At 71.0% G+C, this 20,413-nt stretch carries 21 protein-coding genes; 7 read left to right on the top strand and 14 right to left on the bottom strand.

The annotated features are described in order from the left end of the window. Window positions 1–6: 6 nt before the first annotated feature. Entirely contained in the window at window positions 7–2,067 is a 2,061-nt protein-coding gene (locus tag CJZ98_RS04975; RefSeq protein ID WP_094588970.1) for an HAD family hydrolase, read from the top strand. Here CJZ98_RS04975 and CJZ98_RS04970 read toward each other — a convergent pair. Both CJZ98_RS04970 and purT read right to left on the bottom strand, forming a co-directional pair. Then, window positions 2,064–3,122 (bottom strand): LCP family protein, encoded by a 1,059-nt coding sequence (locus CJZ98_RS04970; protein ID WP_094588968.1) that lies wholly within the window; start codon window positions 3,120–3,122, stop codon window positions 2,064–2,066. The genes CJZ98_RS04975 and CJZ98_RS04970 overlap by 4 nt on opposite strands. Before the next feature lie 63 nt (window positions 3,123–3,185). Then, window positions 3,186–4,376 (bottom strand): formate-dependent phosphoribosylglycinamide formyltransferase, encoded by a 1,191-nt coding sequence (gene purT, locus CJZ98_RS04965; RefSeq protein WP_094588966.1) that lies wholly within the window; start codon window positions 4,374–4,376, stop codon window positions 3,186–3,188. Window positions 4,377–4,426: 50 nt separating this feature from the next. Here purT and CJZ98_RS04960 point away from each other — a divergent pair, with 50 nt between their 5' ends. Next, a complete protein-coding gene (locus CJZ98_RS04960) occupies window positions 4,427–4,597 on the top strand; it encodes a cytochrome B6 (protein WP_094588964.1) in 171 nt (56 codons plus the stop codon). A 7-nt stretch (window positions 4,598–4,604) separates the two neighbouring features. Here CJZ98_RS04960 and CJZ98_RS04955 read toward each other — a convergent pair whose 3' ends face one another. The 3 genes from CJZ98_RS04955 to CJZ98_RS04945 all read right to left on the bottom strand — a co-directional run bounded on the left by CJZ98_RS04955 (window position 4,605) and on the right by CJZ98_RS04945 (window position 6,501). Beyond that, entirely contained in the window at window positions 4,605–4,841 is a 237-nt protein-coding gene (locus tag CJZ98_RS04955; protein ID WP_094588962.1) for a hypothetical protein, read from the bottom strand. Between the two features lie 46 nt (window positions 4,842–4,887). Next, a complete protein-coding gene (gene mraY, locus CJZ98_RS04950; RefSeq protein ID WP_094589063.1) occupies window positions 4,888–5,961 on the bottom strand; it encodes a phospho-N-acetylmuramoyl-pentapeptide-transferase in 1,074 nt (357 codons plus the stop codon). A 255-nt stretch (window positions 5,962–6,216) separates the two neighbouring features. After that, window positions 6,217–6,501, bottom strand: coding sequence for a DUF3134 domain-containing protein (locus CJZ98_RS04945; protein ID WP_094588960.1), 285 nt, complete (start codon window positions 6,499–6,501; stop codon window positions 6,217–6,219). Window positions 6,502–6,555: 54 nt separating this feature from the next. On the opposite strand from CJZ98_RS04945, the gene CJZ98_RS04940 reads away from it, so the two are divergent. Together CJZ98_RS04940 and CJZ98_RS04935 are read left to right on the top strand one after the other, a co-directional pair. Next, on the top strand, window positions 6,556–6,813 hold the full coding sequence (locus CJZ98_RS04940) for a hypothetical protein (protein ID WP_094588958.1): 258 nt from the start codon (window positions 6,556–6,558) through the stop codon (window positions 6,811–6,813). Between the two features lie 17 nt (window positions 6,814–6,830). Further along, window positions 6,831–8,036: an argininosuccinate synthase gene (locus CJZ98_RS04935; protein ID WP_094588957.1), complete on the top strand. Its 1,206-nt coding sequence runs from the start codon at window positions 6,831–6,833 to the stop codon at window positions 8,034–8,036. 4 nt (window positions 8,037–8,040) lie between these two features. Here the strand turns inward: CJZ98_RS04935 and CJZ98_RS04930 are convergent, their stop codons facing one another. The 4 genes from CJZ98_RS04930 to CJZ98_RS04915 all read right to left on the bottom strand — a co-directional run bounded on the left by CJZ98_RS04930 (window position 8,041) and on the right by CJZ98_RS04915 (window position 10,882). Further along, the gene (locus CJZ98_RS04930; RefSeq protein ID WP_094588955.1) at window positions 8,041–8,559 is read right to left on the bottom strand and encodes a hypothetical protein; all 519 of its coding nucleotides are present in this window, start codon (window positions 8,557–8,559) and stop codon (window positions 8,041–8,043) included. Window positions 8,560–8,837: 278 nt separating this feature from the next. Then, window positions 8,838–9,206 carry a 30S ribosomal protein S6 gene (gene rpsF, locus CJZ98_RS04925; protein ID WP_094588953.1) on the bottom strand — a complete coding sequence of 123 codons (369 nt, stop codon included), beginning with the start codon at window positions 9,204–9,206 and terminating at the stop codon, window positions 8,838–8,840. 111 nt (window positions 9,207–9,317) lie between these two features. Next, window positions 9,318–9,785 carry a Tic20 family protein gene (locus tag CJZ98_RS04920; protein ID WP_094588951.1) on the bottom strand — a complete coding sequence of 156 codons (468 nt, stop codon included), beginning with the start codon at window positions 9,783–9,785 and terminating at the stop codon, window positions 9,318–9,320. A gap of 101 nt (window positions 9,786–9,886) precedes the next feature. Further along, window positions 9,887–10,882 (bottom strand): shikimate dehydrogenase, encoded by a 996-nt coding sequence (locus tag CJZ98_RS04915; protein WP_094588949.1) that lies wholly within the window; start codon window positions 10,880–10,882, stop codon window positions 9,887–9,889. Window positions 10,883–11,023: 141 nt separating this feature from the next. On the opposite strand from CJZ98_RS04915, the gene dnaK reads away from it, so the two are divergent. Further along, complete coding sequence (gene dnaK / locus CJZ98_RS04910; protein WP_094588947.1) at window positions 11,024–12,919, top strand: molecular chaperone DnaK; 1,896 nt, start codon at window positions 11,024–11,026, stop codon at window positions 12,917–12,919. 96 nt (window positions 12,920–13,015) lie between these two features. Here the strand turns inward: dnaK and pstS are convergent, their stop codons facing one another. The 3 genes from pstS to psbQ form a co-directional block, all read right to left on the bottom strand. Continuing rightward, window positions 13,016–14,044 (bottom strand): phosphate ABC transporter substrate-binding protein PstS, encoded by a 1,029-nt coding sequence (gene pstS, locus CJZ98_RS04905; RefSeq protein WP_094588945.1) that lies wholly within the window; start codon window positions 14,042–14,044, stop codon window positions 13,016–13,018. A 61-nt stretch (window positions 14,045–14,105) separates the two neighbouring features. After that, entirely contained in the window at window positions 14,106–15,278 is a 1,173-nt protein-coding gene (locus CJZ98_RS04900) for an NAD(P)/FAD-dependent oxidoreductase (protein ID WP_232756213.1), read from the bottom strand. Window positions 15,279–15,295: 17 nt separating this feature from the next. Then, complete coding sequence (gene psbQ / locus CJZ98_RS04895; RefSeq protein WP_094588943.1) at window positions 15,296–15,787, bottom strand: photosystem II protein PsbQ; 492 nt, start codon at window positions 15,785–15,787, stop codon at window positions 15,296–15,298. Between the two features lie 122 nt (window positions 15,788–15,909). Between psbQ and purU the strand changes: the two genes are divergently transcribed. Continuing rightward, the gene (gene purU, locus CJZ98_RS04890; RefSeq protein WP_094588941.1) at window positions 15,910–16,782 is read left to right on the top strand and encodes a formyltetrahydrofolate deformylase; all 873 of its coding nucleotides are present in this window, start codon (window positions 15,910–15,912) and stop codon (window positions 16,780–16,782) included. Beyond that, on the top strand, window positions 16,779–18,125 hold the full coding sequence (locus CJZ98_RS04885; RefSeq protein WP_094588939.1) for an O-antigen ligase family protein: 1,347 nt from the start codon (window positions 16,779–16,781) through the stop codon (window positions 18,123–18,125). The genes purU and CJZ98_RS04885 overlap by 4 nt, the downstream gene beginning before the upstream one ends. Here CJZ98_RS04885 and CJZ98_RS04880 read toward each other — a convergent pair. Together CJZ98_RS04880 and CJZ98_RS04875 are read right to left on the bottom strand one after the other, a co-directional pair. Further along, complete coding sequence (locus tag CJZ98_RS04880; RefSeq protein ID WP_094589059.1) at window positions 18,119–19,726, bottom strand: B12-binding domain-containing radical SAM protein; 1,608 nt, start codon at window positions 19,724–19,726, stop codon at window positions 18,119–18,121. The genes CJZ98_RS04885 and CJZ98_RS04880 overlap by 7 nt on opposite strands. 158 nt (window positions 19,727–19,884) lie before the next feature. After that, window positions 19,885–20,319, bottom strand: a complete 435-nt coding sequence (locus tag CJZ98_RS04875) for a hypothetical protein (RefSeq protein ID WP_094588937.1) — start codon at window positions 20,317–20,319, stop codon at window positions 19,885–19,887. Between the last annotated feature and the right edge of the window lie 94 nt (window positions 20,320–20,413).

The following is a 20,413-nucleotide window of genomic DNA, read 5'->3' as shown; positions in this document are numbered from 1 at the left end:
GGACCCATGGGCTTCCAGCTCCTGCATCTGCACCTACACGGCCTGTTCCGCGGCCGCGATCTGGAGCTCGGCCGCGATGCCGACACCGGCGGCCAGACCACCTATGTGCTGGAGCTGGTGCGTGCCCTGGCGGCCCGCCCTGAGGTGGACCAGGTGGAGGTGGTGACGCGCCGCATCCCTGACCGGCGCGTCTCGCCCGACTATGCCGAACCACACGAGTCGCTCGGCCCAGGTGCCGGCATCCTGCGCTTGCCCTTCGGCCCGCGCCGCTACCTGCGCAAGGAGCAGCTCTGGCCCCACCTCGATGAACTCGCCGATGCCCTGGTGGCGACCCTGGCCGCCCGTCCGCGGCTGCCGGACTGGATCCACGCCCACTACGCCGATGCCGGCTACGTGGGCACGCTGGTGAGCCGGCGCCTCGGCATCCCGCTGGTGTTCACCGGCCATTCCCTCGGTCGCGAGAAGCAGCGGCGCCTGCTCGCCAGCGGCCTCACCCATGAGCAGATCGAGCAGACCTACGCCATGGGTCAGCGCATCGAGGCCGAGGAGCAGGCCCTGGCGGCCAGCTCCCTGGTGGTGACCAGCACCCGCCAGGAGGTGGAGAGCCAGTACGCCCGCTACGACCGCTTCGCCGGCGAACGGGCCGAAGTGCTGGCGCCGGGGGTGGACACGCGCCGCTTCCATCCGGCCCTGCTGCCCGGCGAGGCGGCGGCGGTGGAGGCGCTGCTGGCGCCGTTCCTGCGGGACCCGGCCAAGCCGCCGCTGCTGGCGATCTGCCGGCCGGAACGGCGCAAGAACATCCCCGCCCTGATCGAGGCCTTCGGGCGCTCCGACCTGCTGCGCCAGCGCCACAACCTGGTGCTGGTGCTCGGCTGCCGCCAGGACCCCGGCCAGATGGACCGTCAGCAGCGGGAGCTGTTCCAGCAGGTGTTCGAGCTGGTGGACCGCTTCGATCTCTACGGCCAGGTGGCCTACCCCAAGCAGCACAGCGGCGCACAGATCCCGGCCCTCTACCGCTGGGCCGCCGCCCGGGGCGGGGTGTTCGTGAATCCGGCCCTCACCGAGCCCTTCGGCCTCACCCTGCTGGAGGCGGCCGCCTGCGGCCTGCCCCTGGTGGCCACCGATGACGGCGGACCCCGCGACATCCTGGCCCGCTGTGACAACGGCCAGCTCGTCGATGTGACCGACCTGGATGCGCTGCAGACGGCCCTGGAGGCCGCCGCCGCCGACCCGCTGCGCTGGCGCCGCTGGCGCGACAACGGCCTGGAGGCGGTGAGTCGCAGCTACAGCTGGGATGCCCACGTGTGCGGCTACCTGGGCCATGCCACCCACCGCTGCCGACCGGAAGCCACCGGCGCCGCCCCTCGGGTCGCCAGTCCTGTTGCCAGCCCCGGCTCCAGCGCCCTGGTCCCCATCCCGGAGCGGCTGCTGCTACTGGATCTCGACGGCTGCCTCCAGGCCCCCGAAGCCGCTGGCCTCGACCAGCTGCGTCGCCGCCTGGCCGCCGATCCGTGCAGCGGCCTGGGCATCCTCAGCGGCCGCAGCTACCAGGCGGCCCGTCACCGCTACGCCGAGCTCCAGCTCGTGGATCCCCAGGTGTGGATCACCCAGGCCGGCACCGAGATTCGCCTGGGCCACGGCGCCGAACTCGACCTGCTCTGGCAGCAGCAGATCGCACCAGGCTGGGACCGCCAGGCGGTGCTGGCGGCCCTGGCGGAGCTCGACTCCCGGCTGCGGCTGCAGGCGGAGGCCATGCAGGGAGCGTTCAAGCTCAGCTATCTCCTGAGGCCGCCCCCGGCCGGAGCGCTGGCGATCGTGCGCCAGACCCTGCGCCAGCGGCGTCTGGAGGCCCGGGCCCAGCTGGTTCAGCACTGGTACCTGGACGTTCTGCCGCCGCGGGCCTCCACAGCCGAGGCGATTCGCCACCTGTCCCTGCGCTGGCGGCTGCCCCTCGATCGCTTCCTGCTGATGGCCTCACCCCAGGGCGGGGCCGAGCGGCTCGGCGCCCTGGGGCTTCACCACTCCGGTCGGGCCCGCGACCCCGTGGCGGGGTTGAACCTGCCCTAGGGCGACGGTTGCTCCTGGCTTCGGTAGTAGGCGCTGTCAGGGTTGGCGTCCGGCATCCAGTAGCTGATGTCGTTATGCCAGTAGGGGGTGCCGGGCAGCCGGCTGGAGGAGAGCTTGGTGGTGCCCATGGCCGTCAGCAGGGCGCCCAGATCAACCGGCGAGAGATCGGTACGGATGTCGCTGCCGGCGATGCGCAGCAATTCCGGCAGGCGGGTCACGGTGGCGGGGCTGGCCAGCTTGCGGAACACCTCAGCGAGCACAAGCTTCTGGCGCTCCATGCGGCCGATGTCGCCCAGCTCGTCGTGACGGAAACGCAGGAAGCCCTCCAGCTCCTTGCCCTTGAGCAGCTGACGACCGGGGTAGAGGTCGATGTAGAGGCCCTGACTGTTGTCCACGTAGTAGAGGCGCTTGGGCACATCCACCTCCACGCCGCCAAGGGCATCGGCCAGACGCTGCACCGCCTCCAGGTTCACGAGCATGTAGCGGTCCACCGGCGCCGCCAGCAGCTTGCTCAGCTCCTGCTTCACCAGCTCCGGCCCGCCGCTGGCGTAGAGGGCGTTGGCCTTGATCACCCCATACCTGGGCGAGTCGATGAAGGTGTCGCGCGGCACCTGGGTGAGCACCGTGCGGCCCTGCTGCAGCTGCACCGTCATCATCACGTCGGTGTTGCTGGCCACCTGGTCGCTGCCCAGCACCACGATGCGGCGGTTGCCCATGCCCGCCGGAGACACCAGGTCGGTGAGGGAGGTGCCGGGGTGGGGCAGGGCGGCCAGGGCGGCGATGGCCAGGCGGGGCAACGGGCCGCTGAGGCCGTAGCCCAGCCCCAGGCCCGCCACGAACACCGGCAGGCTGGCGACGCCGCGGCGCAGGAGTCCTGGCGTCGCCTTGCGGCCGCGCTGGCGCGGCTCCTGGCGACGCTGGCGGCGGCCGTCCAGGGCCGTCACCGTGGCTGGCTCCGCCTCAGCCCGCCCTTCCGCCACGCGCCGCCCATCGTCCCGCCGGGCCTTGCCGCGCCGGGGGCGTTCACTGTCGTGGCGGGGGACGGCCTGGGCCATGGCTGCTTGCGATCGCCGCACCATAAAGCCCGTGATTCCTCGTGGCCAGGGGCCTCTGCCGGTTCAGGGAGCCGCCACCACCCGCACCCGCCCGGCGGCGCGATCGGCCTTGGCGCGGGCCTCCTCCAGGTCGGAGCCGCTGGCCAGGGCCACGCCCATGCGTCGCTGGGGCCGGGCATCGGGCTTGCCGAACAGCAGCACCTGCACGTCGGTTTCGGAGAGGGCCTGCTCCAGGCCCGTGTAGGCCACGCTCTCCAGGGCGTCCTCGGCGAGGATGACGCGGCTGGCGGCGGGCCCCGTGGAGCGGATCTCCGGAATTGGCAGCCCCAGCACCGCCCGCAGGTGCAACTCGAATTCGCTCAGGTTCTGGCCGGCCAGGGTCACCAGGCCCGTGTCGTGGGGTCGGGGCGACAGCTCCGAGAACACCACCTCGCTGCCGCCGTCCGGGCCGGCGCACACGAAGAACTCCACTCCGAACAGCCCCGCGCCGCCCAGGTTGTCCGTCACGGCCCGGGCCATGGACTGGGCGGCGGCCAGCTGGTCCCAGCCCAGGTGGGCCGGCTGCCAGCTGGTCTGATAGTCGCCGCGCTCCTGCAGGTGGCCGATCGGAGGGCAGAACAGGGTGGGGCCTTCCCACTGCTTGACGGTGAGCAGGGTGATCTCCTGCTCGAAGCGCAGGAACTCCTCCACGATCACGCGCTCGCCGCTGCCGCGGGCGCCGGCCATCGCCGCCTCCCAGGCCACGGCGATTCCCTCGGGACCCTCCACCACGCTCTGGCCCTTGCCCGAGGAGCTCATCACCGGTTTGACCACCACGGGCCAGCCGAGGGGCGCGGCGGCCGCCACCAGCTCCTCGGCGCTGCTCGCATAGGCGAAGCGGGCCGTGCGCAGGCCCAGCTCGCCGGCCGCCAGATCGCGGATGCGGTCGCGGTTCATCGTCACCGCCGTGGCGCGGGCGGTGGGGATCACGGTGGTGCCCTCCGCCTCCAGTTCCGCCAGGGCATCCACCGCCAGGGCTTCGATCTCCGGGATCAGCACATCCGGTCGGTGGCGGCGCACAACGGCCTTGAGGGCCTCGGGGTCGGTCATGGCGATCACCTCGGCCGTGTCGGCCACGTGCATGGCCGGCGCGCCGGCGTAGCGATCCACGGCGATCACGCGGCAGCCTAGGCGCTGGGCGGCGATGGCCACCTCCTTGCCCAGTTCGCCGCTGCCCAGCAGCATCAGGGTGCGGGGAAACGGTCGGCTGGCCATGGCCGCGGCGGGGGACGAGATACTCGACAGACTCTGCCGCGTCGAACCCCGTGCCGACCCCCGTACTGCTGGCCTACGCGACGGCGGGCGATGCCGCCAACGGCCTGCTCAACGGCTGGAGCATCGACGATCTGCAGCGCTGGGCCCTGATCTACCTGGGCATCTCCTCGCTGGCCTTCATCGTGGTGTGGGTGGTGGGCTACGTGCGGCGCCCCGGCTGACGGCCCTTCACGCGATCAGGTCGAGCTGGCGCACCGGCGACTCCTCGTCGATGAAGCCGTAGGCCTCGAACACCGTGGCATCGCCGTGGGTGATGTGCTGGCCGTCGCTGTGCCGCTCCAGCACGAAGCCCTCGCTGGCCATGCGCCGCATCAGGGCCGCCGCCTCCTCGAAGCGGGCCGCCATCGCCTCCAGGCTGGCGCAGTCGGCCGTCAGGCCGGTTTCCTTCCAGGTGAAGTAGGCCATGGCAGGGGGTGAGGACAGGGACACCGGCAGGGGCTTGCGCTCCGGGTCAGGGCAGCAGGGCCAGCCCCACCAGTACCAGTAGCAAGCTCGCACCCCAGAAGCCCACCACAACCTGCTGCTCGCTGGCTCCCCCCAGCTCGAAGTGGTGGTGCAGCGGCGCCATGCGCAGCACCCGCCGGCCCACACCATCGGGCCCCTTGGTGGCCTTGAACACCCACACCTGCGTGATCACCGACAGCGATTCGGCCAGGAACACGCCGCCCATCACCAGCAGCGGCCAGAGGCTGTTGCTCAGCAGGCTCACCGCCGCCAGGGCGGCGCCCATGGCCAGGGATCCCGTGTCGCCCATGAACATCCGCGCCGGGTGACGGTTCCAGAGCAGGAAGCCCAGCCAGGTGCCGGCCATGGCCGCGCAGAACCCCGCCAGGGCGGGGTCGCCCTCATTGCCCCGCAGCATCAGCTGCAGTCCCAGGCCGCCGAACACAATGGCACCGCAGCCTGCAGCCAGGCCGTCGAGGCCGTCGGTGAGGTTGGTGGCGTTGCTCTCGGCCAGCACCACGAACAGCCCCAGGGGCCAGATCAGCAACCCCAGAGGCAGCACCCAGCCCAGGGGCAGGGCGATGTCGCCGGGATCGGCACCGCCGAGCCACTGGCCGTGCCAGGCCCAGCCCAGGAAGGCGGCGGCGACCAGGGCCTGCAGCAGCAGCTTGCCGCGGGGGCTGAGGCCGGTGTTGTGGCGCTTGGTCAGGCTCTGCCAGTCGTCGATGGCTCCGATGGCCATCGCGGCCAGGGTGAGGGCGGCCACGGCCAGCAGCCGCGGATCGTCCGGTGCCACCAGGCCCCCCACGATCACCCCCACCGGCACCGCCAGCAGGCCGCCCATCGTGGGTGTGCCCGCCTTGCTCAGGTGCGCCTGGGGGCCCTCCTGGCGGATCACCTGTCCCAGCTTGAGGGCCCGCAGGCGCGGCACGCCCCAGGCCCCCACGCCCGCGCTCACCAGGGCCGCCACCAGCAGCGGCAGGCTCAGCTGGGGCGCCCTGGCCAGCCAGTCGCCGGCCAGAGCCAGCCCCAGCAGCACAAGGCCCAGCAGCAGGGCCAGCGGGCGACTGTTGCCGGGCAGGGAGGCCAGCAGCCGGGTGATCGGCCCGGCGGGGCGGCTGGAGGCCCCGGAGGGCGAGGACGGGGAGGCCAAGGGGTGACTTGGGGGCGGCGGGCGAATGGCGAGCGGGACACGCAGCCGCAGCGCGAGGCGGGCGAGCGCGCTGCCCGTACCGCGCCGGACCCTAGGTCAACCGGTCAGGCGGCCAGCCAATGGGGCGGCCCGCCGAATTGGGGCAAGCCGTGCTGGGGCAAGCCGTGTTGGGCCAGCGGGACCTCAGTCTTCCCAGTCTTCTTCAGTCTGCTCGTCAGCGGCGTTGTAGTCCTCCTTCTCGCCCATCAGCGCCGAGAGCTCCTCCTCCTCCACGGTGCTCACATCCGGGCTGGCGGTCTCCTCGTCCGCCACCAGGCGGCCGCTGGTCTCCAGCCAGCTGAGCAGATCGGGCTCTTCGCGCAGCGGCAGCACCGGCGCGGGCTCGTTGCGGCCGTAGCGGGTCAGCGACGGGTTGATCCCGTCCAACTGACTCAGGCTCTGGCTGAGGCTCGTGCTGGGGCTGCCCATGGATTTGGAATCTCCGCCAATCGACCATTGTAACGGACCTGTGGCAACTTTCCTTTGACGCCTCCGTTCACCACCAAACTCGTGCAACTGGCCTGGGTCTGGGGGTTGGCCCTGGGGCTGAGTGCCCTGCTCCGCTGGGCCGGGGTGCTTTGGCCCAATGGACTGGCAGTGAACCCCGAGCTGGCCTTGGTGCTGGTGCTGGTGCCTCCGGCCCTGATGGGCCTGGCGCTACTGCGGGGCCTGCTGGCGCCTCCGCCGCCCGGAGCCGGCGCGCCCCTGGGCGACCCCGGCAGGGGAGAATCGTCCGACTGAGCACACGGAGAGCATTGATGGGTCGGGCCAAGAAAGCGGTGCTGGCGTATTCCGGCGGCGTGGACACCAGCGTCTGCATCCCCTACCTCAAGCAGGAGTGGGGCGTGGAGGAGGTGATCACCTTCGCCGCTGACCTGGGCCAAGGCGATGAGCTCGAACCGATCCGCCAGAAGGCGCTCGATTCCGGCGCCAGCCAGTCGATCGTGGGCGACCTGATCGAGCCCTTCATCACCGAATTCGCGTTCCCGGCGATCCGCGCCAACGCCCTCTACGAAGGCCGCTATCCCCTCTCCACCGCCCTGGCCCGGCCCCTGATCGCCCGCCGGCTGGTGGAGATCGCCCGCGAGGTGGGCGCCGATGCGGTGGCCCATGGCTGCACCGGCAAGGGCAACGACCAGGTGCGCTTCGATGTGGCCATCGGCGCCCTGGCCCCCGATCTGAAGGTGCTCACCCCGGCGCGGGAGTGGGGCATGAGCCGCGAGGAGACGATCGCCTACGGCGAGCGCTGCGGCATCCCCTCGCCGGTCAGCAAGAAGTCGCCCTATTCGATCGACCTCAACCTGCTGGGCCGTTCGATCGAGGCGGGCCCCCTGGAGGATCCCAACGTGGAGCCCCCCGAGGAGATCTACGCCCTCACCGTGAGTGTGGAGGCCGCTCCCGATCAGGCCCAGGTGGTGGAGATCGGCTTCGAGAACGGCAACCCCGTGAGCATCGACGGCGTGCGCCTCGATCCGGTGAGCCTGATCCGCCAGGCCAATGCCCTGGCCGGCAGCCACGGCTTCGGCCGGCTCGACATGATCGAGAACCGGGTGGTGGGCATCAAGAGCCGCGAGATCTATGAAACGCCTGGTCTGCTGCTGCTGATCAAGGCCCACCAGGAGCTTGAGAGCCTCACCCTGGCGGCGGATGTGCTGCGCACCAAGCGCCAGCTGGAGCAGCAGTGGGCGGATCTGGTGTACCAGGGCCTCTGGTATGGCCCGCTCAAGGAGGCCCTCGACGGCTTCATAGAGCGCACCCAGCAGACCGTGAATGGCACCGTGCGGATCAGGCTGCACAAGGGCAACGCCACCGTGGTGGGCCGCAGCAGCGCCACCAACAGCCTGTATGTGCCCACCATGGCCACCTACGACGCCGGCGATCAGTTCGACCACCGCGCCGCCGAGGGCTTCATCTACGTGTGGGGCCTGCCCACCCGCCTCTGGGCCGCCGCCCGGCGCGGCTAATCGCTCAGGCCACCCGGCCGTTCTGACCCATCAGGCGGCTGGTGGCGGCCCGGCCGCGCCGCAGCTGGGGCAGCGACGGCAGGCTGGGTTGGCCGGGGCCCTCCGGCTCCGGCGCCTGGGACGGGGTTTCTGACGCTGGGTCCGCCGCGGCGGGTTCCGGCGGCTCGACAGCTGCCCCAGGGCTGCCCCCGGTTTCGCCTGCCTGGGGCAGGAGCCGGCTCAGGCGATCGTGCAGGGCGTGATTCTCATCGAGCAGCAGGCGCTGACGCTCGAGCAGGGGCTCGATCCGCTCACCGAACTTGCGCTCGAAGATCGCCGGCAGGTCGCTGAGCAAACCCTCCAGCTCGGTGAGCTGGCGCTGGCTGGCCTCCAGCTCCAGGCGCGCGGCCTCCAGAGCGGGCCGCTCCAGCCCACCTGCCGCACGGCCAGACGCTGACTCCCCAGCCACCTGGCTGCCGCTGGGCTGGATGCCGTTGGCTGGGCCGCCGCTGGGCTCTCCAGGAGTGGGACTGTCGCTGCTCAAGGTCGTCTGCAGGGCCTGGCGTGGAGAGCCTTCGGGCTTGGCTGGTCAGGGAATGCTGGGTAATCGGCCGTCCGAGGGGGCCTGAGCGGGCGGCTCGTCACCGCGTGGGACTCAGCCTAGAGCGATTCCGCCGTGTCGGCTCGCCGGGCTGAACCTGCCGGGGCCAGCGCAGCGGCACCGGGCGCCCTTCCACAGTGAAAAGGCCCCCGCAACGGCGTGAACCATCGCAGGGGCCTGGCAGTGAAGCGGCCACGGACCTGGCCGGGGCGTGTGGGACTTCAGGCCTCGGCCGTCTGCAGGGCCGCGGCGTCGCTGGTGGCGGTGGCCACGGGGCCGCTGCGGGGAGCGGGCAGGGGGCCGTCCTGCTTGACGGTGAGGTAGCGGATCACGTCCTCGCTGAGGCGCATGGCGCGCTCCAGGCTGGCCACCTGCTGACCGTCACCGTTGTGGGTCAGCTGCACGTAGATGCCTTCCTTGTGCTTGGCGATGGGGTAAGCCAGGCGGCGCTTGCCGCGCATCTGGCAATCCAGCACCTCGGCACCGGCCTCGGTCACGAGGTCGCGGTACTTGGTCACATGGGTTTCCACCTCTTCCTCCGGGATGTCCGGACGAAGGATGTACATCGTTTCGTAGTAGGGCTGCGACATGGCTTGCGCGATCCGACGTGGGCGCCGAAGGGGACGGTGGCTGGCGGCGGGCCCCGGGGGCTTGCCCCACCAGCGACGGATCCACCACCTTATCCCGCGGTGGGGAGCCCCTCAGTAGAGCTGCATCCGCACGGCGTCGGACACGCTGGGGATGTCCGCCTCCTTGCCCCGCACGCACTGCACCACGGCGTAGGCCACGAGCACCAGCACCCCCAGAAACACGGTGTTGCTGAGGGTGCGGGCGGCGAAGCCGCCGCCCAGGGGGCTGAGCAGGATGCTGAAGGCCAGGGAGATCACCACCAGCACGATGTCCAGCAGGATCGCCTGCAGCACGTTGAAACGCACGTAGTAGGGCACCCGCTGGTTGCGCACCACCGCCAGATAGAGGGCCAGGAACAGCAGGAAGCCGCCGAAGGGCACCATCTGCTGCAGCATCACCACCGGCAGGGCGGGCAGGCTCAGCCACTGCAGCGCCGGGAACAGGCCGAACAGGGAGCGCCCGAAGGGCAGCCCATCGCTCCAGGGCAGCAGGTAGGCCAGCAGGGCCAGCAGGCGCTGCCAGGGGGGAATGTCGGCCATGGGTGGGGCAAGCCCGCTGCTGGGCCGAGGCTAGGGCGCCCGCCGCTGGCCGGTGCCCTGCCCGCCCGCTCGGCGAGCGTCCTCCTCCGCGGTCGTCCGGCTCAGCGGCCTTCCAGCTGGACCAGGGCAGCAGCGCGCATCGCCGCCACGGGAATGGCCTCCTGGCCGCTCCACAGCCGCAGGGCAGCGGCCCCCTGCTGCACCAGCATCTCCAGTCCGTCGTGGGTGGGGCAGCCGCGGGCCGCGGCCGCCTCCAGCAGCGCCGTTGGTCGTGGGGTGTAGATCAGGTCGTAGACGGTGGCGCCGGGCCGGAGGGCTTCCAGCTCGGCCGGTGAGATCGGCGAGCGCTGGGCGGCGGCGGGATCGGTGGCGCTCGCCATGCCCACAGGGGTGGTGTTCACCACCAGGTCGGCGGCAGCCAGGGCGGCGGTCAGGGTGTGGGGCCCGCTGGGGTAGGAGCTGGGCGCGGTGCCGGCACCCACGCCGGGGCCCGCGCCTGGTTCCGGTTGGCCCCAGACCAGGCCCTGCAGCTGAGGCGCCCAGCCCCGGCAATCCGTCAGGAAGGCCTCGCGGCTGGCGGCGCGCCGTCCCGCCAGCTGGATCGACCCCAGGCCCAGCTCCACCAGGCCCGCCACCACCGCCCGGGCGCTGCCGCCGTTGCCCAGCACCAGGGCCCTCTTGCCCTGCCAGCTCTGGTCGGCCTGGCGCAGCGGCACCAGGAAGCCCTCCACATCGGTATTGGTGCCCAGCCAGCCGCCGCCCGGCCGCGGCACCAGCGTGTTCACGGCCCCAAGCCGCCGGGCCAGGGGGCTCAGCTCACTCGCCAGGGCCGCCACCGCCTGCTTGTGGGGGATGGTGATGTTCAGGCCCCGGCAGCCGATCGCCTCCAGGCCCCGCACGACGGCCTCCAGCTGCGGCGCCGGTGCCGGCAGGGCCAGATACACCCAGTTGAGCCCCAGCTCCCGCAGGGCCGCGTTGTGCATGGCCGGTGAGAGCGAGTGGCGCACCGGATCCCCCAGCACCCCCACCAGGGCAGTGTGTCCATCGATGGCGAGAGCCGCGGCTGGGGCTGCGGCGGGAGGGGTGGCAGGCGGCATCGGGGGGCATGCGCCGGCGCGGGCCGGACGCGGTTGGGGCCGCACCGTACGGCCCCGGTTCGGCAACCACACCTAGCCCCACCAGGGGCCTGCTGTTGAGGATGCCTTCAGTCTGAAATCCCCTGCGGGAGGCGGTTATCCATGGGCAAGGTTGTCGGAATTGACCTTGGCACCACCAACAGTTGCGTCGCGGTCATGGAGGGCGGCAAGCCCACCGTGATCGCCAACGCCGAGGGCTTCCGCACCACGCCCTCAGTGGTTGCCTACACCAAGAACCAGGACCAGCTCGTCGGTCAGATCGCCAAGCGCCAGGCGGTGATGAACCCCGAAAACACCTTCTATTCGGTGAAGCGCTTCATCGGCCGCCGCGTCGACGAGGTGAACGAGGAATCGAAGGAGGTGAGCTATGGCGTGGAGAAGGCCGGCGCCAATGTGAAGGTGAAGTGCCCGGTGCTGAACAAGCAGTTCGCCCCGGAAGAGGTGAGCGCCCAGGTGCTGCGCAAGCTGGCAGAAGACGCCGGCAAGTACCTCGGTGAAACCGTCACCCAGGCGGTGATCACCGTGCCCGCCTACTTCAACGACTCCCAGCGCCAGGCCACCAAGGACGCTGGCAAGATCGCCGGCCTCGAGGTGCTGCGCATCATCAACGAGCCCACTGCGGCTGCCCTGGCCTACGGCCTCGACAAGAAGAGCAACGAGCGCATCCTGGTGTTCGACCTGGGTGGCGGCACCTTCGACGTGTCGGTGCTGGAGGTGGGCGACGGCGTGTTCGAGGTGCTCTCCACCTCCGGTGACACCCACCTGGGCGGCGACGACTTCGACAAGGTGATCGTCGACTATCTGGCCGACAGCTTCAAGTCCAACGAGGGCATTGACCTCCGTCAGGACAAGCAGGCCCTGCAGCGGCTCACCGAAGCCGCCGAGAAGGCCAAGATCGAGCTCTCCAGCGCCACCCAGAGCGAGATCAACCTGCCGTTCATCACGGCCACGCCCGAGGGTCCCAAGCACCTCGATCTCACCCTCACCCGCGCCAAGTTCGAGGAGCTGGCCTCCAAGCTGATCGATCGCTGCCGCGTGCCGGTGGAGCAGGCCCTCAAGGACGCCAAGCTCGCCTCCTCCGAGTTGGATGAGGTGGTGATGGTGGGCGGCTCCACCCGCATCCCCGCCGTGCTCGAGCTGGTCAAGCGCGTCACCGGCAAGGACCCCAACCAGACCGTGAACCCCGACGAGGTGGTGGCCGTGGGTGCCGCCATCCAGGGCGGTGTGCTCGCCGGTGAGGTGAAGGACATCCTGCTTCTGGATGTCAGCCCGCTGTCTCTCGGCGTGGAGACCCTGGGCGGCGTGATGACCAAGATGATTCCCCGCAACACCACGATCCCCACCAAGAAGTCGGAGACCTACTCCACCGCTGTGGATGGCCAGACCAACGTCGAGATCCACGTGCTGCAGGGCGAGCGCGAGCTGGCCAGCGACAACAAGTCGCTGGGAACCTTCCGCCTCGATGGCATCCCTCCGGCCCCCCGTGGCGTGCCCCAGATCGAAGTGACCTTCGACATCGATGCCAACGGCATCCTCAGCGTGACCGCCAAGGACAAGGGCAGCGGCAAGGAACAGAGCATCTCGATCACCGGCGCCTCCACCCTCAGCGACAACGAGGTGGAGAAGATGGTGAAGGACGCCGAGGCCAACGCCAGCGCCGACAAGGAGAAGCGCGAGCGCATCGACCTCAAGAACCAGGCCGAAACCCTCGTCTACCAGTCGGAAAAGCAGCTCTCCGAGCTGGGCGACAAGGTGGGTGCCGAGGACAAGGCCAAGGTGGAGGGCTTCGCCAAGACCCTCAAGGAGGCGATCGAGAAGGAGGACTACGACACCATGAAGGGCACGCTGGAGCAGCTCCAGCAGGCCCTCTATGCCGCCGGTGCCGCCGTGTACCAACAGGCTGGCGCCGAGGGTGCCGCCGCCCCGGGTGGGGATGGTGCCGGTGCCAGTGCCGGCGGCGACGACGTGATCGACGCCGAATTCACCGAGTCCAAATGAGCTGATCGGGCCTGATCCCCACAGGCCCGATCAGCACAAAGCCCCCCATCCGGGGGGCTTTTTCATGCGCCGGTGGTGTGGCGGCGGGGCCGGGCCCTACGGGGCGACCGTGGCCAACGCGGCGCGGGCCTTCTCCAGCACCGGCGCCGGCAGGCTCACATAGCCGAGGGCGGGGGCGCCGGCCTGGGCGGCATCGGAGAGGGCGTAGCCGAAGGTCTTCTGCAGGGCCGGCAGTTTGGCGCCGTTGCCGCCCTTGTAGAGCAGCACCCAGGTGAAGGTCACGATCGGGTAGCCCGCCTTGGGGTTGGGATCGCTGCCAGTGAGGTCGGGGCCCAGGGCGATGCTGGCAAGAGCCTTGGCGGCCTCGGAGGTGTCGGGCTTGCTGAAGCTGCCGGCGGCGTTCTGGATCGCCGCCGCCTGCAGGGGCGGGCGCACGAAGGCCGCCTCCACGTAGCCGAGGCCGCCCTTCACCTGCTGCAGGCTGGCGGCCACTCCCTCGTTGCCCTTGGCGCCGATGCCCGTGGGCCACTGCACGGATTTGGCGGCGCCGGGGCCCGACTTCCAGCTGGAGCTGAAGGCTGAGAGGGAGTTGGTGAAGTTGTAGGTGGTGCCGGAACCATCGGAGCGAAATACCACCTTGATGGCCTGATCGGCGCAGCCCAGCTCCCTGTAGTTGGTGATCTTGCCCTCGAAGATGCCCACCAGCTGGGCCTGGGTGAGCTTGAGGCTGCAGCCCGGGTGGTTGTAGGCCACGGCGATGGCGCCGGCGGTGAGCGGGATCTGCACCACGCCGCGCTTCACGACGGCGGCCTCCTCCGCATCAAGGGGCTTGTCGCTGGCGGCGAAGTCCACCGTGCCGGCGCTGAACTGGCGAACGCCGGCGCCCGAGCCGACCGACTGGTAGTTCACCCGGGCCTCTCCCTTGGCTGCCAGTTCAGCGAACCAGCGCTGGTAGATCGAGGCGGGGAAGGTGGCCCCGGCCCCCTGGAGCGTGGCTCCACCGCTGGGCGCCCCACCCGGACTGCCGTTGCCACAGGCCGTGAGGGCGAGGCTGCCCAGCAGGCCCAGGGTGGCCCCCAGGGGAACGCGGCGCGGACTGCTGGAGCGCTGGCAATTGAGAACCATCGGGGGAAGAGGCTGGGTCAGGCGGCGCTGTGCAAGGCCGTGCCGGCGTCGCCCCCGCAGGTTACGGCGAGCCTGAAATCCCACTCAGGCTGCTGCCCGCCGCGATCCGCTCCGCCACCCACTCCGCCGTGGCCGGGGCCAGCAGCACGCCATTGCGGTAGTGGCCCGAGGCCAGCAGCAAGCCGGGTTCCAGCTGCTCCAGCAGCGGCGCCGGTGCCCCCTGGGGTCGGGCCCGCAGGCCCTGCCAGTGGCGCAGCACCGTGGCCTGGCGCAGCCAGTCGGGGGCAGTGCCACCCAGATCCCTCAGGTTGGCCAGTTCCGCCGCACTGGCCTGGGCTGCGAATGGCTCGCCCGCCGGCGGTTCCAGGGTGGCCCCCAGCCACAGGCGGCCGCCGGGGCGGGGCACCAGGTTCACACCCCCCCAGCTGATCGAGCCGGGCCACTGGCAAGGGTCGGGAGTCCCGGCTGGCAGCTGCAGCTCCAGGGCCTGTCCCAGCACGGGCACCTGGGGGTGGCGGTGGCCCAGGGGATCGAGAAGTTCCGGGCAGGCCAGGCCGGCACTCATCACCAGCCAGGGTGCCTCCAGCCAGCCGCCTCCGGCCAGGGCGATGCGCCAGCGCTCCGCACCCGCCTGGCGCTCGATCGCGGTAGCGGCGTCCGCCACCAGCTCCAGGCCCCGCTCCAGCGCGTCGGCGCGCAGGGCGGCCATGGCGGGGAGGGGATCCAGCTGGCCGTCCTCGGGCGAGAACAGGCCGCCTACGGCACCGGAGGGCAGGCTGGGGGCCAGGGCGGCCAGGGCCTCGGCGGGAAGGGGCTGCAGGGTGAGGCCCCGGCGGGCCCGCTCCGCCGCCAGGCGGGTCTGGGCCGCAAAGGCTGCGGCATCGGGGGCCAACTGCAACAGGCCCGGCCGCCAGGGCAGCCGCTGGCCAGCCGCCTCGAGCTGCTGCCTCCAGCTGCGCCAGAGCTCCAGCGAGCGCTGGCGCAGCCGCCAGCCACGGCCGCTGGAGCGCCGGTAGATACGGGCCATCAACAGGCCCAGGGCCGCGCTGCTCCCGGCCTCCGGTGGCTGGGGCCGGGCCACGGCCGGATCCACCAACATCACCCGATGGCCCTGGCTCTGCAGCAGCCAGGCGGTTGAAAGGCCCACCACCCCCGAACCGATCACCACGACCGGCTGGGGATGCTGGGCCCGGGGTTGGGGCTGGATCAGCGGAGCCTGCTCCGGGGACGACAAGTCCAGAGGCGACCGGCTCAGCTGAGGACGGCGGCGGGGATCACCTCGGCGTAGGAGCCGAAGCCGCTCGCCACGCGGATGTAGGCCTTGCGCAGCTTCTCGCCGTCCTGCTGGCGGGCGGCTTCATCCAGGTCTGCGAGGGCGGCCTTGAGCTTGTCGGCGCGCTGGTTGGCCTCGGCCCGGTCACTGGGCAGCAGGCGCTGGTTGATGTAGAGCATCTCGCGCCCCACTTCCTGCATCGGACCGTGGATCAGGTTGCGGGTGAAGGTCCAGTCGCGCTCGTTCACAAGGGTGGCCAGCTCGGGCAGACGCTCCTTGGCGGCCAGGAAGCCCTCGGCCTGGCGGCTGATGATCGCCAGATCGGCGGGGCTGATGGTGGGAGGCTTGGCCTCGGCGCCGCTGCAGGCCACCAGGCCCACGCTCAGCACCAGGGCCATCGCCAGCAGGGCCAGGCTGCGCAGCGAGGAGCGGAGGGTCTGGAGGAACGCGGACACGCGCTGGACGGCCATGGCGGGCGGTGCGAATCCGGCGACTTTACCGGCGACGACTGCCCTGCAGGCCTGGCGGTCGCGCACTGCAACCGAAGCCGGCCTGGACGGGCACAATGCCAGCACTCCCCCTGCCAGCGGCCATGACGGGCCCCACCGCCATCCTCCAGATGATCTGTCCGGATCAGCCCGGGCTGGTGCGGGAGCTCGCCGGCTGGGTGGCGGCCAACGGCGGCAACATCGTCCACGCCGACCACCACAGCGACCAGGGCGCTGGGCTGTTCCTCAGCCGCATCGAGTGGCAGCTGGAGGGCTTCGGGCTGCCCCGCGAGGCGATCGATCCCGCGGCGGGGGCCCTGGCCGAGCGGCTTGACGGCAGCTACCAGCTGCATTTCTCCGATGTGCGCCCAGCGGTGGCCATCTTCGTGAGCAAGCAGGACCACTGCCTGCTCGATCTGCTCTGGCGCACCCGCACCGGTGAGCTGCCGATGCAGGTGCCGCTGGTGATCTCCAACCACCCCGACCTGGGCCCCATCGCCGAGGAGTTCGGCGCCCGCTTCGAGCACGTGCCGATCAACGCCGCCAACCGCCAGGAGGCCGAGGCCCGCCACCTGGAGCTGCTGGCCGAGCACGGCATCGAGCTGGTGATCCTGGCCAAGTACATGCAGGTGCTCACCCCCGGCTTCCTGACGGCCTTCGATCCCCCGGATGCCTTCCACCAGGTGATCAACATTCACCACTCCTTCCTGCCGGCCTTCAAGGGGGCCCAGCCCTACCACCGGGCCTGGGAGCGGGGCGTGAAGCTGATCGGCGCCACCGGCCATTACGTGACCGAGGAACTGGATGGGGGGCCGATCATCGCCCAGTCCACCCTGGCTGTGAGCCATCGTGATGAGGTGGAGGATCTGATCCGCAAGGGTCGTGACACCGAGCGGCTGGCCCTGGCCCGCGCCGTGCGCCTGCACATCAAGCGCCAGGTGATCGTGTACCGGGGCCGTACGGCGGTGTTCGAATGAGCGCGGCCCCACCGGAGCCTTCGATCGCACCGGAGCTCCAGGCCCTGCCGGCGCGGCTGCGCACGCTCCTTGACAGCGCGCGGCCCGAGCCGGCCAACCCCCTGGCTTGGCGCTGCTTCCAGCTCGGGGCCTTCTTCCTGGCCTCCAGTGCCCTGGTCGCCGGGGTACTGCTGTTTGTGGCCCTGGTGCTGGGCAGTCGCCAGCGGCAGCCCTGGTGGCGCGATCGCGCCAATGGGGCGCTGGCCATCGCCGCCGCCCTGATGCTGCTCGGTTGCCTGGGGGCCAGCAGTGGCCTCCTGGCCTGGGTGGGTCTGGGCAACTGGCTGCCCTTCTTCTGGGCCTTCTGGGGCTTCCAGCCCTATCTGGTCACCCCGGCGGCGCGGCGGCGGGTGGCCATGGCCCTGGTGGCCGGCACCGTGCCGGTGATCGTCACAGGACTGGGCCAGCTGTGGTGGGGGTGGAGCGGGCCCTGGCAGATCCTGGGGGGGCTGATCGTGTGGTGGATCAAGCCCGGCGGCAATCCCGAAGGTCGGCTTTCGGGCCTGTTCGACTACGCCAACATCACGGCGGCCTGGCTGGCCCTGAGCTGGCCCCTGGTGTTGGCGGCCCTGCTGGAGCGGGCCCGGCGCTGGCGCCAGCGCCGATCGGGCACTGCCGCGCCGGCCGATCACCCCGGGGGCCTGGCCCTGCTGCTGCTCGCGCTCGGACTGGCGGTGGCCCAGGTGGCGGCCCTGTATCTCACCGATTCCCGCAACGCCTGGGGGGCCCTGGTGCTGGCGGCCCCGATCGTGGCCGGACCCATCAGCTGGCCCTGGCTGTTGCCCTTGCTGGCGCTGGTGCTGGTGACCTTGGCCCTGGCCAGCCTGCCTGGGGTGCCGGCGCTGCTGCAGGCCCCCGCCCGCGCCCTGGTGCCCGAGGCGATCTGGGCCCGCCTCAACGACATGAAGTTCGCCGGCGAGCGCAACCTGGCCAGTACCCGCCTCAGCCAGTGGGGGGTGGCCCTGGGCCTGATCGCCGAGCGCCCCTGGCTGGGCTGGGGCGCAGCCGCCTTCAGCGTGATCTACCCCCTGCGCACCGGCCAGTGGCACGGCCACCCCCACAACGTGGTGATCGACCTGGCGGTGAGCCACGGCCTGCCGGTGGCCGCGATCGTGGTGGGCCTGGTGCTGTGGCTGCTGATCCGCGCGGCCCGGCGCGGGATCGCCAGGGCGGCGGTGTTTGAGCGGGCCTGGTGGGCTGCGGCCCTGGTACTGGTGGCCCTGCATGCCACCGACATCCCGATGTATGACAGCCGCATCAACATCGCCGGCTGGATCCTGCTGGCGGGGTTGCGCTGCTACTGAGCTGGGCTGGAGCCCAGAGCTTCCGACCGGTGCTTGTCCAGGGTGCGTTTCGGGAGGGGCCCCTCCAGATGGTCCCAGGGAAGCACCACCTCGGCGCCCCAGCACTGGTGGATCACCTGCTCCCAGGCTGGCGGAAGCGGCAGCGGATAGCCAGGGGCGGTGGGGCTGCTCTGGTTGTCGCCGGCCAGCACCGCCCGGTACGCCTTCTTCCAGCCCCCCAGGCTCTCGTGGCTGCCGCGGGCGGCGGCGATCACCGGCGCCAGGCGGCGGTCGCTGCGGGATATCAGGGCCTGGATCACGCTCCAGCCGTAGCTCTCGGGGCGCAGTTCGATGCCCTTGGGCTTGAGGCGCTTGGCCAGCAGCTTGAGGCGCTGCTCGGCCTCGGGCCGCACCCCCTCCCACTGGAAGGGGGTGTGGGCCTTGGGCACGAAGCTGCTCACCCCTAGCGAGAGCCGTAGCCCCGGGGTGGCCTTCTTCAGCTCCAGCACCAGCGCGGCGGTGGCCTCCACATCGGCCTCTTGCTCCGTGGGCAGGCCCACCATTCCATAGAGCTTGAGGCCAGTGAGGCCGCCCTCTTTGGCATAGCGGGCGGCGGCGAAGATCTCCTCGCGACTGAGCTTCTTGTTCACCACCTCACGCATCCGCTCGCTGCCGCTCTCGATCGCGATCGTGAGCGACTTGCTGCCCCGTTTGGCCAGGATCCGCCCCAGCTGGGGGGTCACGGTGGCGGCCCGCACCGAGCTAACGCTGACGCGCGTGCCCTCTAAGCGGTCCTGGTCCAGCCAGGTCAGCAGGTCGGAAAACTGGGGATGCTGGGTCACCGAGGCGCCGAGCAGGCCCAGGCGCTGGGTGGCTGCCAGGCCCTTCTCCACCGCCGGGATCAGGCCGTCATCGAGGCTGGGGGTGCGAAACGGGAGCGTGAGGTAGCTGGCCAGACAGAAGCGGCACAGCTCCGGGCAGCTGCGCACCACCTCCACCATGTGAATCGAGGGCCAGGCGGCCTCCGGGGTGATCACCGTGGAGTGGCTGAGGGTGTTGCCCCGCCAGGTCTGTTTGGCGACGGTGGCGGGGATGCCCGGTTCGATCGGCTCAACCGCCAGCAGGTCACCCTCGGCGGAGTAGCGGGGGGCATAGAGGCCGGGCACGTACACCCCCGGCACCTGGGCCAGCCGCCGCAACCGCTCGGCCCGCGGCGCGCTGCGGTGCTTCTGCAGGGCATCCAGAAAGTCGGGCAGCAGCAGCTCGCCATCCCCCAGCAGCACCACATCAAAAAAGGGTGCCAGTGGTTCGGGGTTGGCGGTGAGCACCGGACCGCCACCGAACACGATCGGATCGCCGTCGCCCCGCTCGCTGGCCCACAGGGGGATGCGCTGCCGTTCCAGCAACTCCAGCAGCACCGGCCCATCCAGCTCCCAGCTCAGCGACAGGCCGAACAGATCGAGGCCAGGCCCGCGGCCGCGGCTGCCGCCGTGGGGCGGATCACCCTGGTCGGTGAACAGCCGGCGCACATCCACATCGGCCCGCTGGGCGAGCGTGGCCCACACCACCTGATAGCCAAGGCTGGTGATGCCCACCGAATAGGTGCTGGGGAAGGCGAGCACGGCCCGCAGGGCACCGGCCTCCGGCTGGGCGGGCTCGAACAGCAGGGTTTCCTGGTTCAGGGTGAAGCAGACGCCGGGATGTCCCCAGCGTCTCACTGCAACGGCTGACCGCTCCCGTGGGGTGGTTGTGGCGACTCCTGTCGTGGAGCGCTGCGGGTCTACTTCCCAATCAGGGCGCTCAGAGGACCGATCAGGCCCGAGATGGCCGCGCTGGCTGCCGCGGCATCGGGGGTGGCCCCCTTGTCGAAGGTGCTGAGCACCGTGTTGGCGGCGGTGTTGATTGCGGGCCACTTGTCGCCGGCCAGGGGCTGGATCACGGGCGCGGCCTTCTCCCAGAGCACCTTGAAGCCACCCAGCATGGCCACGGCGCCCCCAAGCCTGCCGGCCTTGACCTCACTCTCGCCCCGCTGGAGCAGATCGAGCACGGGCTGCACAGCAGGGGCCAGGGCCGCCTGACCGGTGGCCCTGGCGGTGTCCGCCAACATCTCGGTGGCCTGCCGGGCGGCTTCCTTCTGGCTGGAGCAGGCGGTGAGGCTGATGGCCCCGACCACGGTCAGGGCCATCCCCGCGGTGAACAGTCGGTTAAAGCGCATGGCCGATCCGAACGGAGGATGTGCCGAACCGTAAGAACGCCAGTCGCCACCGGCGGTTTCTTCGGGTTGTTGTCAGCATTGCTACCAAACTCCG

It is taken from the genome of Vulcanococcus limneticus LL, assembly GCF_002252705.1.
In the GTDB taxonomy this organism is placed as follows: Bacteria; Cyanobacteriota; Cyanobacteriia; order PCC-6307; family Cyanobiaceae; genus Vulcanococcus; species Vulcanococcus limneticus.
Note: the sequence above shows the minus strand (reverse complement) of the source record. Positions and strands in the feature narration are given on the sequence as shown.

What these genes read in the sequence shown, in the direction of transcription:
- CJZ98_RS04975 (WP_094588970.1), top strand. Translation starts at nt 7, where the DNA reads ATGGGCTTCCAGCTCCTGCATCTGCACCTACACGGCCTGTTCCGCGGC.
- CJZ98_RS04970 (WP_094588968.1), bottom strand. Translation starts at nt 3,122, where the DNA reads ATGGCCCAGGCCGTCCCCCGCCACGACAGTGAACGCCCCCGGCGCGGC.
- purT (WP_094588966.1), bottom strand. Translation starts at nt 4,376, where the DNA reads ATGGCCAGCCGACCGTTTCCCCGCACCCTGATGCTGCTGGGCAGCGGC.
- CJZ98_RS04955 (WP_094588962.1), bottom strand. Translation starts at nt 4,841, where the DNA reads ATGGCCTACTTCACCTGGAAGGAAACCGGCCTGACGGCCGACTGCGCC.
- CJZ98_RS04945 (WP_094588960.1), bottom strand. Translation starts at nt 6,501, where the DNA reads ATGGGCAGCCCCAGCACGAGCCTCAGCCAGAGCCTGAGTCAGTTGGAC.
- CJZ98_RS04935 (WP_094588957.1), top strand. Translation starts at nt 6,831, where the DNA reads ATGGGTCGGGCCAAGAAAGCGGTGCTGGCGTATTCCGGCGGCGTGGAC.
- rpsF (WP_094588953.1), bottom strand. Translation starts at nt 9,206, where the DNA reads ATGTCGCAGCCCTACTACGAAACGATGTACATCCTTCGTCCGGACATC.
- CJZ98_RS04920 (WP_094588951.1), bottom strand. Translation starts at nt 9,785, where the DNA reads ATGGCCGACATTCCCCCCTGGCAGCGCCTGCTGGCCCTGCTGGCCTAC.
- CJZ98_RS04915 (WP_094588949.1), bottom strand. Translation starts at nt 10,882, where the DNA reads ATGCCGCCTGCCACCCCTCCCGCCGCAGCCCCAGCCGCGGCTCTCGCC.
- dnaK (WP_094588947.1), top strand. Translation starts at nt 11,024, where the DNA reads ATGGGCAAGGTTGTCGGAATTGACCTTGGCACCACCAACAGTTGCGTC.
- pstS (WP_094588945.1), bottom strand. Translation starts at nt 14,044, where the DNA reads ATGGTTCTCAATTGCCAGCGCTCCAGCAGTCCGCGCCGCGTTCCCCTG.
- psbQ (WP_094588943.1), bottom strand. Translation starts at nt 15,787, where the DNA reads ATGGCCGTCCAGCGCGTGTCCGCGTTCCTCCAGACCCTCCGCTCCTCG.
- purU (WP_094588941.1), top strand. Translation starts at nt 15,910, where the DNA reads ATGACGGGCCCCACCGCCATCCTCCAGATGATCTGTCCGGATCAGCCC.
- CJZ98_RS04885 (WP_094588939.1), top strand. Translation starts at nt 16,779, where the DNA reads ATGAGCGCGGCCCCACCGGAGCCTTCGATCGCACCGGAGCTCCAGGCC.
- CJZ98_RS04875 (WP_094588937.1), bottom strand. Translation starts at nt 20,319, where the DNA reads ATGCGCTTTAACCGACTGTTCACCGCGGGGATGGCCCTGACCGTGGTC.